Consider the following 15,898-nt stretch of genomic DNA (forward strand, 5'->3'; position numbering starts at 1 on the left):
CTGGCTCTACGTCGCAGCGGTGATCGACCTGTTCTCACGCCGGGTGGTGGGTTGGTCGATGAGCGCCGCCATGACAGCTCAGTTGGTAACCGATGCCCTGCTGATGGCCGTCTGGCGACGCGGCAAGCCGGACGCCCTGTTGCACCACTCCGACCAGGGCAGTCAGTACACCAGCGAGCAGTTCCAGCGCTTGATGGCCGACCACGGCATTCTCTGCAGCATGAGCCGTTCCGGCAACGTCTGGGACAACGCAGCGATGGAGAGCTTCTTCTCGTCGCTCAAGACCGAACGGACCGCCAACAAGATCTACCGAACCAGAGACGAGGCACGAGCCGATGTGTTCGACTATATCGAAAGATTTTACAACACGATCCGCAGGCACTCGACCATCGGGTATCTCAGCCCGGTTGAGTTCGAGCGCAAGGTGGGATTAGCTTAACCTGGTGTCCATCAAACCGGCAGCAGCTCACAAGATCAATATCGCTCGCAAGCTCAAGAAAACTGCGCTTCACCTTCAGTTCAAGCTGAAGGTTTCGATTCATGCTACGGAGGTTCGAACCAAGAACACCGAGACCGACCAAGATCAAAACGATAGTAGCGGAGGTCCATATCCAGAGCAGGTTAGGCAGAGGTAGCGAGGCCGAGCCCACAAAGTCTCTGAAAGCAGGCGGAAACACCGTATCTGTGCTGTGCTTGAGCAGGAAGCCACCTGGACGAGCGCCTTCACCCAAGAATAGCAACCCAGCGCAGGCGCCTAGTACGGCGCATCCAGTTGCGAAGAGTGGATTCTTGATCGCCTTCTGCAAGTACCCGGGCATCTAAGTCATCCCTTCTTTGAACTGAGGATCGTTACCGTCGGTGCTTAGTTGCGAGGCCGATTTCCCAGGTCCGATAGGGCAGGTCTGCTCACTGAAATCGGGATCGATGGAGCCGACCTAGGATAGCAGGTTGCAGCCGTGGCTGAAGCCACTAAGGCTCGAATGCGGGAGTGCCTGTCTAGACTTAGCTATCTAGGCCGGGGTCTGCCTGCTGGTCTGTGGCGCGCTATCCGGCAGCACACCCTTACCGAACACCGTCTAAATGAACCTACGGCCTCACTAACGCGTTGGGGACGGTCCATTAGCGCCGGTTCGGGGAGGTTCAATGATGGACCAGCATCGGACAGCCTTAGTTCTGTTTGCGGCCGCCTTGGTCACGGTCATCGTGATCGCGTCTGCAGTCACCATGGAAAGAGTCAATGTGCGGACTGCGAGCAGTGACGCGCCGCCCTATACGATGGGCCTCGCCCGGCCGCATCAACCGCTAGATCGTGCCCCAGGTCAGCCGCTACCGACCGTGGGCGCACCGGCTGGAGCGACTAGACAGCGCATTCCCCCGAACAGATAGGTTTCAGGGTTTTTATGGGGCCAAAAAATTACGACGAGAACTCTTTTTTGGTCCCTATACATTTGAAAATAACAAGAGTATTCGTCGTCGGAAAAAATTCCGACGTCGTTACGACGACAACCCAAACATGGGCTGCCGTCGCGCACATTTTTTTCCGACGAGACGTCGATTCCGACGAGTTTTACGACGAGAGGAAGTACCGTGTCCCCGCTCGCCCCCTTGCGCCCGGCCTCCGCGTCGCGCGCATCTGCTCGCCCTCTTCCAACCACTTCAACGACGCTTCAAGCTCGTACGGCCTAGCCGCCTTAACGCCCTTGGCGCGTGTCAGGTCTGAATAGGCGATACCCTTGCTCCCGGCCTTCTCGATGGCCCGCAGGATGGCATTTCGCAGCGCCTCGGACTCACTGCCAACCATGTACTTGGCCGCGCCATCTTCGATGGTGTCGAGCGACCTCTGTACGATTGCGTAGCTCCATTCGACGTCTCCGATTTCTACCACCGGCGCTGCCGGATTACGGGACACGGCCCGCAAGGTCGCAAACTTCTGGGTCTGCTCCGCCGCCCGGCCTAAGATACCCTCTTTGTCGGGGTATCTATCGAGGCATTCCAACTGCCAATTCTCGATTTCAAGCCATCGATCTTCAGCCCCCTCGCCCCAGTCGCATACATGCATCTTTGGCTTCTGCCCGCCGCTCATTACGGCAACACGTTGCAATTCGTTCAGCGGCGCCAGCATGTAAGCCGCCTGCACCGCTTCGACCAATTCGCGCGGAGTTACCAGCACCGGCCGCCCTCTCTTTCGTTGTGGCGCGTTCTTGACGTCAATAATCGTCAGTCGCGCAATGAAGCCGTCGTTGAAGCTCTGTTCCGTTATGCCAGTGTAGAAATCAGTAGGCGTTGAGAAGCCGAGCAATGAGACCGTTGGGAAAAAAATCGGACTAGAGTCCTTCTTGTCGTCGGCCTTCTCTTTCCCCGTCCAACGCTTCGTCGACCGGCTGTATAGCTCCAAGAAACTCTTCCGGACCGTTCGATTCCAAGATGTTGCTTGGCTACCCGTTACCCCCTGAAGAAGCGCGCCAAATTCGTCCATAGGCATGACATGCACGGGTGCACGCCGAACCGCCTTCTCAATTGCGCTGTCGCTCGTCACGTCACCCGGCCCGATCAGCCATGGCATGCCGCAATCGTCAGCCAACATCTCAATTGCACCGCGCGCGTGGTCCTTACCGAAGCTTGGACCGGCCACACCAACCATATAGACGTTCAGCCCCAATCCGGTCGGAGTGACGTAGCGACGCCCAAACAACGCACCCAAGAAAGCCAGCGTGGATATCGTCGCGAATTCTCGAACCGGTACCCTCGCCGTATCGAGAATCCATTCTGTAATCTTCTGAAGCAACCCACCTTGATGCGAAATTTCAAAAGGATCAGTGTTACCGCGCGGCACACAGAACTTACTTTGCGGCTGGTTATCGTTCGCGTGCTCCATGCAGAATATCGCCAACGCGTCTTCACGGTCGTACATATCAAACGCGCGATTGAAACTCTCCTGAAGGAGCGCCGCTTGCTCGTGTGAGCTTGCGAGTTGAAAATCCCGCCTGAAAGACAGACCAGCACGTTTCGCGAGACAGCTTTTCTGACTTAGCTAGAACGCCCAACTGGTTCGCTGCGTGCATTCCATGAAGCACGTCACCGGGATTCCAATTCGCGATGATCCCTTGCGCAATCTTATGCCCCTCGACACCAGCAATAACCTTATCTACTTCTGCGGCATTCACTTCGTGACGCCTTCCTGTATGTCAACCATAAACCAAATTCTTTTCATCTTTGCGCCGCGCGCTGCATTGCGGCCTAAATCATTCAACTGTCGCGCACTCTGCAGCGAAGCGCTGCGTGTAGAACGGCACGTCATCTGCGAGGTGCATTTCGTTGCCATCTTCGTACAAAATCACCATCCGGTTCTCGGCAACGTCCACACCGACAATTTGCGCCTTCAGCGCTTTCCCATCGCCCTTGGTAACGAAACCGTAGATTGGCTCTCCCATCGAAATCATGCCGTTCTCCTCCCTCCTAGGCCGCCATCGCGAACGTCTGCGGGTCGCGAAGCAACCTAATAAGGTGGCGAACGAACGACTCGATATCGGTGACATGCCCCTTGTAACCGACGTTCCGGCACGCCGCTGTCAACGCGATATTCCAAGCTGATTCGAAAGAGTCATCAACGAAATATGGCCGAAGCCGCTGCCAGTCAGCGTCGGATAAGTCGCGCGCCTCGTCCACGATCTTCTGAAGTGTACAAGCCGCAGTGAAATTGCGAGCGTCAGGCCATTTCTTTTCGATCGACGCCCGCCACGGTATGGTCCGGTTCGCTTTTCTGATGATTGAATTAATGCAGTCCGATTTTTCCATATGTTTCCCTAGGTGCGCGCCGCCGTTCGTCCCAGTACAATGGCCGGGACGTTGTGCGGCGCGGCGTTGAGGTAGTTACGCGCGGACCGCCGCAGCCAGTTCAGCAAGGGCGCGGCTAAAGCGGGTGCCTTCGTCGTCGTGAGACTTCACAGCGTCGACACGGGCAAGACCGTTGCTAGGGTCGCTAACAATCGACACCTCAAACAATTTCACCGCCTTCAAGGTGCGCCTTGCAGGATGATTCTTGCCGTGAATGACCCAAGAAGTCGCGCGGTAGCCGATTGACATGCCCGATAGAGCGCCCATCCTCATAAGTTCGTACCCGCCCCAATCTCGACGGCGCCGCCGTCGACACCGGGATCTCCGGAGTCGTTGTACCATCGTCGCTCCCGGCTGGTGATCTTGGCCAGCGGCCTTACCCGCCCCGGGGCAGATGATTGTGCGAAGAGCCGCGGCCCGTCGCTCCGCGCGCCGGCACCCTGTTCGTCTCATCGAAGTCCACAGCGCGCGATGGCTGCTACCTGCCGTTAGGCAAATGGCCCTGGCGTGCTTTGGGCGACTCACGGTACCCATCGTACGCATCCGACGGGCGCCGTCTTGCGTGACGCGAGGTAATTCGCGAAGCGTGTGACCTTAAGTCTAGCTTTAAGGTCATCAGGCGATGCGGGTCGAGGTTTTGGGCGGGCTGGAGCGGCGGCGGCGCTGGTCGCAGGACGACAAGGCGCGGATTGTCGAAGAGACGTTGGTGCCGGGCGCGAAGGTGACTGAGGTTGCGCGCCGCAACGGAGTCGCGGCCAGCCTAGTGTTTACCTGGCGTCGACAAGCACGGACATCAGAGCAGGTTGTACCATCTTTTGCGCCGGTGCAGATCGTCGCTACGGAGGTGGAGGAAACTCCGAAGCTTTTGCCTGCGGGTGACGGCCGGGTGCGCTCCGTAGCGTCCGCGCGTACTGGATTGATCGAGATTGATCTTGGCAACCGGCGACGCATCCGGGTGGATGCGCACGTCGACCCGGAGGCGCTGGCGCGGGTCCTCGAGGTGCTTGAGCGCCGATGATCGCCATACCGGGTAATGTGCGGGTGTGGCTTGCGACCGGCCATACCGATATGCGCCGAGGCTTCCCGAGCCTTGCGCGTCTGGTTCAGGAGAGCTTGAAGCGTGATCCGCACGCTGGTGATCTTTACGTTTTTAGGGGCCGCCGCGGCGACCTGATCAAGATCATTTGGCATGATGGCCAGGGCGCATGTCTGTTCACGAAGCGGTTGGAGCGCGGCCGCTTCTTGTGGCCATCGCTGGCGGACGGCGTTGTGACAATCAGCGTTGCGCAACTATCCTATCTCCTTGAGGGCTGTTGTTGATGCCCCTACTTTTCACGGTGATCCTCCCTCAGATCAATCTGCGCGATACGATGATTTCTCAAGCTGCGAATGGCCTGCAACGCGTTTGTGTTGTCAGGAAAGAGGAAGCGGCCCGAAGCCTCTCGGGTGGTCAGGATGCTCCCTCGCTTGAGCTGAACATAAATCCATTTGACGGGTATCCTGAGGCGTTGTGCTAGTTGGGTTACTGACAAATGGTCGGCCACCGCTGACCACCGTGTTCGATGCCGCACCTTGAGGCGGTGTTTGAGACGAATGCGCCGGACCGTGATCGGCAGAACTTTGTCAGCCTCCCATGGCGAGTGATGTCCTTCCTGCGTCAGAATGCGCGCGATCTCATCGTCGTAGGCGCCATCCCGCGCCAATGCGCATATGCGTTCTATCATCTCCTTGTGACGCGGCAGCGCAGCCACAGCATTCACAGGTAGGGTCACTACAAGCTCAGTGGTCGCGCCGCCGCGCCACACAATGCGCACCTCAGCCTTGTCCCGAGCACAGCGGCGCATCACCACCTTCTCGATCAGACAGCGCAAGAGCGCCTTGCGGTGGTCCCTGCGGGTTGCGGGGTTGCCCCATAGCGCCGGAAGACGATTTCCAAGGGCGATTACCTTGGCACGCAGATCGTGAGGAACGCCCAAGGGTTCATTGGACTTGTGCATCGTGCGCTGGGCTAATGCCTCCTCGGCTCGGCGCAGCTCCGATAGAGCGGCTTCCCACCGTCGTTCCAGTTCGCCTGTCACGAGCCGGTTATCGGGATCGGCGCGATTGAACTGGCGCTCGGCGAGGGCTGCCTGATAGCGAAGCCTCTCAACCTGCTGCTCTTCAGCGTGCCGCAGGGCTCTTTCGGACTGCAGATGGGTCTTGCGCGCTTTGGACAACGCATCGATTTCCGCCGGTGCCACAGCTTCCAAGAATGCCGCCGCAACCTGTGCGTCGATCGGTGCGGCGCGCAGGTTCTGACATTCCGGTGCGCCACGCTGGATTTTCAGATGATTGCAGACATATTGACTGCCGCCCTTGTAGCGCACGGCCATCTTGTGTCCGCATTCGCCGCAATAGGTGATGCCGTGAAGCAGGGCTGCCCCGTCGCGCGGGATTCCGCGGCTCTTGATGTGCTGGTATTCCGCACGATTGTCGCGCAGCATCGCCTGGATCTTCTCGAAGGTTTCCCAGTCGATATAGGCCGGGTACTTTTCCCTCACCACGGTCCTCCAGTCCGTTCCACGACGCGGAGACTTTTGTGGACGCTCTCCCGGTATTTTGGACGGCTTCTGCCAAGTCCTTCCATAGACAAAGGCGCCTGCATAGGCCGGATTCTTCAGGATCGCCGTCACGGCCGACACCGTCGCAGGCTGCCAGCGCAGATCGCCATGGCGGTCGAGGCGAGGCAGTGCCAAGCCGCGGCCAACAAAGGCCCGCATCGCTTGCGCGGCCGTCCGTACTTTCAGGAAGGTCTCGAAGAGCAGCGACAGGCGCCCCTGCACCTCGAGATTGGGATCCTTGGTGACCACCCCTGAAGGGTCGCGGACAAGGCCCGCCGGCAACTGCACGACCAAGTCACCGCGTTCGGCTTTTGCCATACGCCCAGTGGTCATCCGGCTTCTGATCGTGTGCAATTCCAGCTCTGAGATCGTACCTTTCAGGCCGAGCAGCAGGCGGCCATTGGGTGTCCCAGGATCATAGACGCCATCCCGGTCGGCGATCAAACAATGACGGTGCCCGCAGACATCAAGTAGCGGGTACCAATCCGAACAATTCCGCGCCAGGCGCGTCACGTCCATCGATAGGATAAGGCCAACCTCACCAAGAGTGACGCGGGCGACCAAGTCCTTGAAGCCTTTCCGGTGCGCTGCGCCAGCGCCGCTCTGCCCAAGATCGCTGTCAATCACATCGATGTCCGCCTCGTGCCATCCGAGCTCGCGAGCACGCTGCGAGAGGGCGTACTGAAGCTTTAGGCTTTCTTGATTGGTGATCACTTGGTGTGGCGTCGACTGCCGCACATACACCACTGCTTTGCGGTCCAGGTGATCCGGCTTGACGAGTTCCGAGCCCATCGCTCATCTCCCGCAGGACTTGGCCGAGATCCTCTGCGATCGCCTGCCGGAGCGCTTCCGGCAGACTGCGCCAGACCTCTCGAGGTTCGATGGGCATGTGCCCCCGCTCTCTTCGGCCAACGCGATTAAGTCCTGCAGCGCGTCGAGGCTCAGCTTGGTTGGCGCGGCGCGCGGCAAGCCGTTCCGCTCAAGATTCGTCGCCCCGAGCGGCAGAAGAAGCGTGAGACCGAATCGGTAATGTACACGCGCAAAGAGCTCCTTGCACGCTCCGCGTGTTGTCGTCTCCTTGCCGATCGAGATTAATCGATAGCGCCGGCCATAAAGCGGATGACGCGGATCAACGACTTCCACCTCTTCGGAGGTGGCCACGTCATCGTCACTCTTATGGGTATCTCCCGATGCCCTCCTGTCCGGAATTGACTGGCGAATGCCGCAGGCAACCTGGCGTCCGCAGGCTTCCGGTTAAGCTGTGGCTTATTGACTCACGAGGGAGATCGGTCGCGAATTTTAGCGGCGAATATGATTGATTTGCCCTCGTGACAACGCCTTCCGATCCGCTTCCCGCCGACCTTGCCGCTGCGCACGCAATGATCCTTGCGCAGCGCGAACAACTGGCGCTGGCGAAGAGCGAAGTGACCGTCGGTCGACTGGAAATCGAGCGGCTGAAGCTGATGCTGGCCAAGGCACGGCGCGAACAGTTCGGGCAATCCTCCGAACGCGGCAAGCTGCTGGTCGAACAGCTCGAGCTTGCCATCGAGGATCTCGAAGAGACGCAGGCCGAACAGGAAACCAAGGCTGAACTCGCCGCGCCAGGGGTCGCCAAGGAGAAGCGCGCGCAAAATCCACGGCCGCCGCGACGTCCGTTGCCGGACCATCTGCCGGTCGAGCGCGTCGTCGAACCCGCGCCTTGCGCATGTGGTAAGTGCGGCAGCGAGCGGCTACACAAGCTCGGCGAGGTGGTCTCGAAGACCCTGGAATGTGAGCCGCGGCGCTGGAAGATCATCGAGCGTGTCCGCGAAAAGTTCTCCTGCCGAGATTGCGAGGCGATCACAGAGGCGCCGGCGCCCTCCCATCCGATCCCGCGAGGCTTTGCTGGGCCGAACCTGCTGGCGATGGTGCTGGTCAACAAGTTCCTGCTACATCAGCCGTTGAACCGGCAGAGCAAGACGTATGCCCGCGAAGGGGTCGAGATCGACGTCTCGACCCTGGCGGATCGGGTCGGCGCCTGCGTGGTCGCACTCGATCCCATCATTGAGGCCATCCGGATCCACGTCATGAGTGCGGAACGCATCCACGCCGACGATACGACGGTGCCGGTGCTGGCCAAGCTTAAGACGGTTACCGGCCGGATCTGGACCTATGTTCGCGATGACCGGCCGTTTGGTGGCACGGATCCGCCGGCGGCCCTGTTCTACTACTCACGCAATCGGGCTGGAGAACATCCGCAAAGCCATCTTGCCGGCTATGTGGGCCTCATGCAGGCCGACGCCTTTGATGGATATAACCAGCTCTACAAGGCCCGTAGAAGGCCGGCTCCGATCCTTGAAGCGGCCTGTTGGAGCCACGGCCGCAGAAAGTTCTTTGATCTGGCGAAATCTGGAGAGGCGCCGATTGCCAGCGAGGCCGTGCGACGCATCGATATCCTGTTCGAGATCGAGCGCACCATCAACGGCAAAACGCCGGAACAGCGGCTTGCGGTACGTCGTGATCAGTCGAGGCCGATCGTCGCCGATCTCGAAATCTGGATGCGCCAGCAGCGAACCTTGCTCTCATCAGGCAATGATGCTGCAAAGGCGATCAACTACCTGCTCAACCGCTGGGCGGCGTTCACCCGCTTCCTGGACGATGGCCGCGTCTGCCTCTCGAACAATGCTGCCGAACGAGCGTTACGCGGTGTGGCTGTCGGAAGACGAAATTGGACCTTCGCCGGTTCAGATGCTGGCGCCAATCGTGCCGCCGCCGTCTATACCCTGATCGAAACCTGCAAGATGAACGACGTTGATCCACAAGCCTGGCTCGCCGACGTGTTAGCCAGGCTTCCAGATCACCCCGTCAACCGAGTTGTCGACCTGCTCCCGTGGAATTGGAAGGCGACCCATCAGTCTAAAGCGACTGCTGCCTGAGCGCGGCAGACCGGCGCGCATGCCCGGGGTGCTGGCCGGATGCGTACTACCCATCATTCCCAATCGTCCTACCAACGTACTATGGGAATAAGATGGTTGCAGCCACAGGACAATCGCCCGCCTCTGCTTATGCGCTTGAGGTGGACGGTCAACTGAAGTGTGAATTTACGACCCGAGACGGCGCCAGGGCTGGTGCAGAGGAACTCAAGAAGCGTCTTCACATGCTTCAGATCAGGATCTATGACGCGCAGACCAATGCGCGCGAGGAAATCTAGGTCTTCCGACGAGCGGGTTCTTCCGCTTGCGCGTGCGGCGCCGCCGCATCGGGCTCGCGTGAACCGAGCCGCTTTAGCGTCTCAGCCATGCGGCGTTGATCCCTCGCGCGAAGAATGCGGAGCTCCTCGCCGGGGCGGGAAAAGGGGTCGCCTATCGGCGATCTTCCCGGGTGCCACTCTTGAACCGGTCTCGTCGCTGCACTCGGACCCGCGTGCCCCTTCGGGTCGCTATGCTCACGGCCGGAAAGAACCGGCTCGGGGTGATTACACTCGCCGGCGACGGAATGTTGCGAACCGTCTTGGTGGCTGGCGCGACGGCTGTGATCGCAGATATGCGCCGACGGGAAAGTCGCTTTTGGCCCTGGCTGAAAGATATTATCGCACGCAAGCCGCCGAAGCTGGTGGCCATAGCGTTGGCAAATAAGCTGGCGCGGATCGCCTGGAAACTGATAGTCGGCGGCGAGCGATACCGGCCTGCAAGCAGCTTCATACCGATGCCGACATAGACTTGAACGAAATGCAGAGCTTGGCGCCAGACCGGCAGGTCTGACGCTGGGGGCGGAACTTGCAGGACGGGAAGAGGTGGTACGTTCGGCGCAAGCCGGTCAGTGAAATGCTCCGCTCGGTTTACCGGCAGAAAATGCCGCTCTCGTGTTTGAATCTCACTGTCCGCGAAGCCCATCTTGGGCGGTGGTGGCAAGACCCGAAAACAGGCCGGACATATGAGCGCAAGCGATCCGAGCATGCTGCCAGAGCCAATTCTTGCAAGTCGGTTCCGCCCACATATGAATCGAGCCGCGTAGCGTCTCGGTAGGGTAGGCGCGGGACACCTCGACGAGGATGTCCCTACGCCTCCCCCCAAACCGTGCGGGCACTTTTCAATGCACACGGCTTTCCATACGCGCATGCTCTCGACCGGACACGGTTACACGGCATGACGGACACAGGACGATGGTCTTGCGTCGCCAACCGGACCGTTTCCAAGCCGTCAGCGATCCGCTTTGCAGGTCTCCTACGCGGCGGAGGTGATGCATCTCAAATCGTCCCCTCGTATCGCCGCACGCTTCGCATCTGCGAGCGTTGAGCCGATCGACCAGATCATTTGGGCTTTTGACCCACCACGCACCTGCCGTGACGTTGTCGACAACGGGACTCGTCCAGTAGGTTTGGGTCAGATGCTTCAGTCTCCACAGCTTGATGCTGCGAAGCTTACCACGGACCACGGAGCTGACCTCGTAGTCCGTACCCTTCCACAGACGTGCCATGGTTCTCGCTCTCGTCGTTCGATGTCGCATCGCCAGCGTCTTCACAAGGCTGCGGAACACAACAAGCTCCAACAGTCCAAAGGCGCCCTTGAAGTCATCAGCAAACGAATGGTAGTTCGCAAAACCACGGAACTCTGAGTTATAGGCGAGGACGGTTGCGACATCGCTGGTGGCCAGGAACTGCTCGCGAGGACGGCCAGTTTTTCTGGCGAGATCGCCATAGCCGTGTCGCTTGCAGAACGCGGTAACCTCCTTCCGCGGCACTCGCAGGCTGACATTCCCGGTGGTCGGCCGGCGTACCACGCGCCATGTCCGTCCGTCCGGTCCCGTGCGGTTGGATTTGCGTCCAGCCCCGTAGGATGTGTATGTCGAGATGCGATAACTGAGGAAGGTCACTCCCTTTGAAGCGGCATAGACCCCACTTTTCTCGGGCGACACCGTGAGCTTCAATGTCTGCGTCAGGAATTGTTCGACACAATCCATGATCTCACACGCTTCCCGCTTGCTCCCGATTACGCCGATGAGGAAGTCGTCGGCGTAGCGGCAGTAGCGGAGCCTCTTGAAGTTAGGGTCCATCGGATCGACGGAGGGCACTTTCCGTCTCTCCTTGTTGATGGCTTTGATCTCCGCGACTGCAGCGTCGATCTCGGCCCGATCCGCGCCGTCGGCGCGGAGCCGTTCAATTTTCCGGCGGAGACTGAGGACGCGCCGTTCCAGCGCCGCATAGCGCGGGAATGGACGTCGGTCGCGGCCTTTGTCGAAGCCCGTCTTCATCGTCTGCATGTGCTGGTCCAGCTCGTGCAGATAGATGTTGGCGAGCAGGGGCGAGACAATCCCGCCCTGTGGCGTGCCACTGTAAGTGCGTCCGTAGACCCAATCTTCCATGTAACCTGCCTTGAGCATTCCTTCGATCAGAGCGATGAACCTATCGTCATCGATCCGCTTCTTTAGAAGCCCAAGCAGAATGTCATGGTCGATGTTGTCGAAGAACCCACGCACATCCACTTCGACCAACCACTTGCAGCCCGTCCAGGTCTTCTTGATGGACTTGAGTGCGGTATGACAGGATCGTCTCGGGCGGAACCCATGCGACTCATCGAGGAACACAGGTTCGTAGATCGCTTCGAGCAGAATCCTGACCGCCTCCTGAACGAGCCGGTCTTCCACCGTTGGGATACCCAGCGGTCGTGTTTTGCCGTTGTCCTTTGGGATATAGACCCGCTGGACTGGCCGGAAGCGATAAGTGCCGTCTGCTACGCGCCTGGCGACATCGGCGAGCTTCGCCAGCGACATGCCGTCGAAGGTCTTACCATCTACACCCGGCGTCAGGGCTCCCTTGTTGCGGGAGACCTTTTCGTAGGCCCACTCGAAGAGATGCGGAGATCTCATCAGGCGGTGAAGGCCATTTACGCGCTTACCCGACCGCGACAAAGTCGGCAGTGATTCAATTCTTCTCTGGATGGTAGCGGCCTGCATCAGCAGAACCTCTCCGTCGAAGAATCTCTTCTACGCATACTGCAAATGCCGTTGTTGGCGGCATCGTCCTTCCCCCGATCGGAGGCGCTTTCGGTCCGGTCACCCGGCCTTATACGCATGATCGTCCACCTCGCGGCGGCTGTCCTGGCCATTACGCCGGGCGTTTGGGTACTATGACGGCTCCGTCGCCATACAGGTCCTCGAAAGAGCCTGCTGCAGGCGATCCCGTAGTTGCGTGTGCAGGAAGTTGCGGTGTGTTTAGGTGTCCCATTCGTCTCCTTGACCCACCGATGGTGGTCGTCCCACGCGGACTGGTGGCAGATCGCACTGGCCGGTGCGGTCTGCCCCGCGTGGCATAGCGTGTCAGCCGCGTTCGCTACGGCCAGCCCTTTGGCAACTGGAAACTGGGATTCAGGCAATACAGCTTTCACCATGCACACCTTACTCTGTGCTCTCCACCGGGCTGCGGCGCCCGATTTCGAGACGTTTCCCGGCATGCTTTGGTCCCGTTCTCCTTTCGGAGTTTCAGTCGTTTCCGACACCGGTAAGCCGGGCAAGTAAGAGCCATAACCAGCAGGCTCCATTCTTTCGAACACTCCCTTCTTCTCCACGCCTCAACGGCGCACGCCGTGCGGCTTCGATCCCTCGCTCGATCATGAGTCGCTCGCCGGAGGCACTCGCCCTCGGTCCCGCCGTCATTTCATGCCGGCGTCGCTATCACTGCCCTTCGTTCGGGTGCCTTCTTAAGCGGGAAGAGCGATCCGAAACTCGACAAGCTTTTGTGCCAGTGAGGAACGCCGGTTCTCGCTTGTGCTGTCGCCACCCGGAATAGGCCAGGCTGGAAGCGATAGAGGCGGGCATGGAGCGACGCGCCCAGGTGGATCACGCCGACGCCGGGCTCGATCGATGAGCTGCGCCGACCAATGGGGAACCCACGGGCGTCGACAGCGCGGCGGACCCAAGCTGATCGAGCAGAAAGACGGCGCCTAAGAAGGGTCAAACGCTGCTAATCGTCATGGTTGCAATGGTAAAGTTCCCACTGACTGGGGGGCAACATGGTTAAGGCATTTCGCAATACGGTCATGGCACTTACCTTTGTAGGAGTTGCCGGCTGCAACATGTTTTGGAATTTCATGAATGACTATATGGTCTGTGGCCTTGCGCTGGCGGCTTCAGTGACAGCCGGCTTTTGCGTTGAGCGCATCTTCATCCGGCGTTCCCGTCGGGAGATGATTCGCCTCCACGGCGCGGACTGGCATTCGGCGGAGAACCGACAGCTCGACTCATGAACGTCACCCGTCGCCCGCTCGTCGTTCTCATCATCCGATTGTTCGCATTCGATCCGAGGGGCCTGGCCCGATGATCAAACCGTCCATCCATTCCGGTTCGCTCGCATCGAGCGCCTGCGAGAGCTGCTAAACGAGACTACCGAATGGCCGTTGACCCGAATACAGGCGTGAGCACCACGAAGCTGGTGAGACCCGATCCGCAGCTGCTCGATACAGGGTGAGCGTCACGATAGGATCACCGGTGCCCGGGCTTGACTTGCGCGGAATGCTCTGGATAGCGCGGTCGGGATGATTGACGCCGCCGGCGCGCGGTGATGGGGTGACCCCCGGTTCGGAGCGGGCAACGGGGATCAGAATGACCAGCGAGTCGCATCTGCGCGAGAAGCTTCGGAAGATCGAGGCGTTGTTCGCAGGTGCCGGAACTGCTGGTGAGCGCTTTGCGGCGGAAGCCGCGCTGCAGCGGGTGCGGGCTCGGGTCGAGGAACTCGCTCGCCACGATCCACCGATCGAACAGCAATTCTCACTTCCCGACCAATGGTCTCGGCACCTTTTTCTGGCGCTTTGCCGCCGATATGGGCTGCGGCCGTTTCGTTATCGCCGGCAGCGACGCAACACGGTGATGGTCCGTGCATCACGAGGCTTCGTCGATCGAGTGCTGTTGCCGGAGTTCACCGAGCTGGAGGGTGCGCTGCAAGTGTATCTGCACGAGGTGACGCTGCGCGTGATCCGCGAAGAGATCTACGACGACGCCAGCGCTGTCAATCGGCGTTCGACTGGGACCCCCTATCGGCATCCAAAAGGGGCTCTGACGCAATTTTGGTGCAGCTTACTCATTCAGCACCTATCAGTCTGGCCTGCAGCAAATCGATTTTGCCGCGACCGTACATTTGACGTCTGACGAGCTTGAGGCGAGTGATCTGTCCTTCGGTTTGTCCGTTCAACCAGGGCGACGTGATTGCCGCTCGAACCGCCGCTTCATCCTTCACGACGCCGCTCGCGAACGAGGCGACAAGACTGGCGCGAGCCCGGTCGATCCACAGGGTGAGGCCCGCCTCGGCCTTGCGCCGGATCATCAAGTGGAATTCGGCGATAATTTCGCGCGCCTCGACCAGGTTCGGTACGCCAGCTTCGATCGCCGCCACCGTGATGGTCTCCGCTTTCGTGAGCAAATCCCGCCCGATTGTCATGAGGCGCGCGATCGTTCTGGCCGACGGAATCCGCTGAAGGTTCTGTGCGTCGGCCTTTTCAGCCCGTCGTCTGCGCGTCGCCCATTCGCTGATGACGCGGAGCGAGCCTCGGAAGCCACGCGCCGTTAGGTGACGCCAGAGTTCAGCGCCGTTTCGGCAGCCAGCTGCCCACTGATCGTCGAGCCACGGCAGGTGCTGATCGAGCGAACTCTGCCGGGTCCGGAAGACATCATTACGTTCGCCGCGGATCACCTGCCGTACCAGCTTCCTGCTATGGCCAGTTTGGCGCACGATCTGCTTGATAGGTATGCCGTTCTTCGACAGAGCCAGGATGGCCGCATTGGCCTCCTCGCGGCGCAGATAACCCTCATACTGGAGGCGTTCGGCGGCTGTTAGCAGCTTGGGATCGATCGTGGTCGCACCGATGACAGTACGTATCTGTCGCATCGATTTGCGGACCGCATCGAGGAAGGCCCGAGTGGCGTTCTCCATCAGGTGCCAGCGATCCGCGACCTGTACCGCGTGCGGCAAAGCCTTTGCCGCAGCTTGGCCATAGCCCCCACCACGGTCACGGGCGACGATCGCGATCGTGGGATGAGCGGCCAGCCAGGCCTGGGCGGTTGCGGGCTCCCGATCCGGCAACAGCGTGACGATCCGGCGCCTTTCCAGGTTGCAGATGATGCTGGCGTACCGGTGATTGCGCCGCCACGCCCAATCATCAATGCCGATAACCTTGAGCGGGTCAGCCAGCGGACGGCTACGGCGTCGGACCACGCGTAGGAGCGTGTCTTTGCTCACTGGCAGCACCAGCCGTCTTGCGAAGTCTGCTGCCGGTCGACCGCCAAGCGCCCGACCGAGGTGATGGACGATAGAGTCCAGCCTCGCCGTGCGTCGCGCCGAGGGAGCCAGTACCCCTTCGGCGAAGCTTTCAATTACCCACAAATTCTCCTCCGACCACGACACCTAGCGCTATGTCGGTGAGGCGTGACAGCCCGCGCCACATGACGGTATTGCCGGGTGGCGGATCGCTGGCGCGGGCGAGATAACCGCCGAGCCG

At 60.0% G+C, this 15,898-nt stretch carries 13 protein-coding genes and 2 pseudogenes; 8 read left to right on the forward strand and 7 right to left on the reverse strand.

Going from position 1 to position 15,898, the window contains the following annotated elements:
• The coding region (locus IVB01_RS23160) for an IS3 family transposase (protein WP_247472773.1) at window positions 1-439 on the forward strand (439 nt) is incomplete at its 5' end.
• A gap of 1,128 nt (window positions 440-1,567) precedes the next feature.
• On the opposite strand, the gene IVB01_RS23165 is transcribed toward IVB01_RS23160, so the two are convergent.
• The 4 genes from IVB01_RS23165 to IVB01_RS35740 form a co-directional block, all read right to left on the reverse strand.
• Entirely contained in the window at window positions 1,568-2,911 is a 1,344-nt protein-coding gene (locus tag IVB01_RS23165) for a hypothetical protein (RefSeq protein ID WP_247335170.1), read from the reverse strand.
• 331 nt (window positions 2,912-3,242) lie between these two features.
• On the reverse strand, window positions 3,243-3,440 hold the full coding sequence (locus IVB01_RS23170; protein WP_247335172.1) for a hypothetical protein: 198 nt from the start codon (window positions 3,438-3,440) through the stop codon (window positions 3,243-3,245).
• 16 nt (window positions 3,441-3,456) lie between these two features.
• Window positions 3,457-3,795, reverse strand: coding sequence for a hypothetical protein (locus IVB01_RS23175; RefSeq protein WP_247335173.1), 339 nt, complete (start codon window positions 3,793-3,795; stop codon window positions 3,457-3,459).
• A gap of 75 nt (window positions 3,796-3,870) precedes the next feature.
• Window positions 3,871-4,377 (reverse strand): HK97 family phage prohead protease, encoded by a 507-nt coding sequence (locus tag IVB01_RS35740; protein ID WP_346658378.1) that lies wholly within the window; start codon window positions 4,375-4,377, stop codon window positions 3,871-3,873.
• Window positions 4,378-4,456: 79 nt separating this feature from the next.
• On the opposite strand from IVB01_RS35740, the gene IVB01_RS23185 reads away from it, so the two are divergent.
• Window positions 4,457-4,852: a transposase gene (locus IVB01_RS23185; protein WP_229172567.1), complete on the forward strand. Its 396-nt coding sequence runs from the start codon at window positions 4,457-4,459 to the stop codon at window positions 4,850-4,852.
• Window positions 4,849-5,154, forward strand: a complete 306-nt coding sequence (gene tnpB / locus IVB01_RS23190; RefSeq protein WP_247335177.1) for an IS66 family insertion sequence element accessory protein TnpB — start codon at window positions 4,849-4,851, stop codon at window positions 5,152-5,154. Before IVB01_RS23185 ends, tnpB begins: the two co-directional genes overlap by 4 nt.
• A 5-nt stretch (window positions 5,155-5,159) precedes the next feature.
• Here the strand turns inward: tnpB and IVB01_RS23195 are convergent, their stop codons facing one another.
• Window positions 5,160-7,226 (reverse strand): recombinase family protein, encoded by a 2,067-nt coding sequence (locus tag IVB01_RS23195; RefSeq protein ID WP_247335180.1) that lies wholly within the window; start codon window positions 7,224-7,226, stop codon window positions 5,160-5,162.
• 587 nt (window positions 7,227-7,813) lie between these two features.
• On the opposite strand from IVB01_RS23195, the gene IVB01_RS23200 reads away from it, so the two are divergent.
• From IVB01_RS23200 to IVB01_RS23210, 3 genes and pseudogenes are all read left to right on the forward strand, one after another.
• Entirely contained in the window at window positions 7,814-9,349 is a 1,536-nt protein-coding gene (locus IVB01_RS23200; protein WP_247494913.1) for an IS66 family transposase, read from the forward strand.
• Window positions 9,350-9,441: 92 nt separating this feature from the next.
• Window positions 9,442-9,624: a hypothetical protein gene (locus tag IVB01_RS23205; RefSeq protein WP_247494909.1), complete on the forward strand. Its 183-nt coding sequence runs from the start codon at window positions 9,442-9,444 to the stop codon at window positions 9,622-9,624.
• 236 nt (window positions 9,625-9,860) lie between these two features.
• Window positions 9,861-10,130 (forward strand): annotated as a pseudogene (locus IVB01_RS23210) (IS110 family transposase); the annotation flags it as partial.
• 372 nt (window positions 10,131-10,502) lie between these two features.
• Here IVB01_RS23210 and IVB01_RS23215 read toward each other — a convergent pair.
• A complete protein-coding gene (locus IVB01_RS23215) occupies window positions 10,503-12,365 on the reverse strand; it encodes a reverse transcriptase domain-containing protein (protein WP_247494910.1) in 1,863 nt (620 codons plus the stop codon).
• Between the two features lie 1,055 nt (window positions 12,366-13,420).
• Between IVB01_RS23215 and IVB01_RS23220 the strand changes: the two genes are divergently transcribed.
• A complete protein-coding gene (locus IVB01_RS23220) occupies window positions 13,421-13,654 on the forward strand; it encodes a hypothetical protein (RefSeq protein ID WP_247494911.1) in 234 nt (77 codons plus the stop codon).
• A gap of 355 nt (window positions 13,655-14,009) precedes the next feature.
• Window positions 14,010-14,552 carry a hypothetical protein gene (locus tag IVB01_RS23225; RefSeq protein WP_247494912.1) on the forward strand — a complete coding sequence of 181 codons (543 nt, stop codon included), beginning with the start codon at window positions 14,010-14,012 and terminating at the stop codon, window positions 14,550-14,552.
• Here the strand turns inward: IVB01_RS23225 and IVB01_RS23230 are convergent.
• A pseudogene (locus IVB01_RS23230) lies at window positions 14,485-15,738 on the reverse strand (ISL3 family transposase); the annotation flags it as partial. The gene IVB01_RS23225 and the pseudogene IVB01_RS23230 overlap by 68 nt on opposite strands.
• Window positions 15,739-15,898 lie beyond the last annotated feature (160 nt).

The sequence above is a fragment of the Bradyrhizobium sp. 164 genome, assembly GCF_023073715.1.
GTDB lineage: Bacteria > Pseudomonadota > Alphaproteobacteria > Rhizobiales > Xanthobacteraceae > Bradyrhizobium.

Coding starts and splice junctions, on each gene's coding strand:
- IVB01_RS23225 (WP_247494912.1), top strand. CDS start 14,010: ATGACCAGCGAGTCGCATCTGCGCGAGAAGCTTCGGAAGATCGAGGCG.
- IVB01_RS23195 (WP_247335180.1), bottom strand. CDS start 7,226: ATGGGCTCGGAACTCGTCAAGCCGGATCACCTGGACCGCAAAGCAGTG.
- IVB01_RS23185 (WP_229172567.1), top strand. CDS start 4,457: ATGCGGGTCGAGGTTTTGGGCGGGCTGGAGCGGCGGCGGCGCTGGTCG.
- IVB01_RS23170 (WP_247335172.1), bottom strand. CDS start 3,440: ATGATTTCGATGGGAGAGCCAATCTACGGTTTCGTTACCAAGGGCGAT.
- IVB01_RS35740 (WP_346658378.1), bottom strand. CDS start 4,377: ATGCGTACGATGGGTACCGTGAGTCGCCCAAAGCACGCCAGGGCCATT.
- IVB01_RS23220 (WP_247494911.1), top strand. CDS start 13,421: ATGGTTAAGGCATTTCGCAATACGGTCATGGCACTTACCTTTGTAGGA.
- IVB01_RS23200 (WP_247494913.1), top strand. CDS start 7,814: ATGATCCTTGCGCAGCGCGAACAACTGGCGCTGGCGAAGAGCGAAGTG.
- IVB01_RS23215 (WP_247494910.1), bottom strand. CDS start 12,365: ATGCAGGCCGCTACCATCCAGAGAAGAATTGAATCACTGCCGACTTTG.
- IVB01_RS23205 (WP_247494909.1), top strand. CDS start 9,442: ATGGTTGCAGCCACAGGACAATCGCCCGCCTCTGCTTATGCGCTTGAG.
- IVB01_RS23175 (WP_247335173.1), bottom strand. CDS start 3,795: ATGGAAAAATCGGACTGCATTAATTCAATCATCAGAAAAGCGAACCGG.
- tnpB (WP_247335177.1), top strand. CDS start 4,849: ATGATCGCCATACCGGGTAATGTGCGGGTGTGGCTTGCGACCGGCCAT.
- IVB01_RS23165 (WP_247335170.1), bottom strand. CDS start 2,911: ATGTACGACCGTGAAGACGCGTTGGCGATATTCTGCATGGAGCACGCG.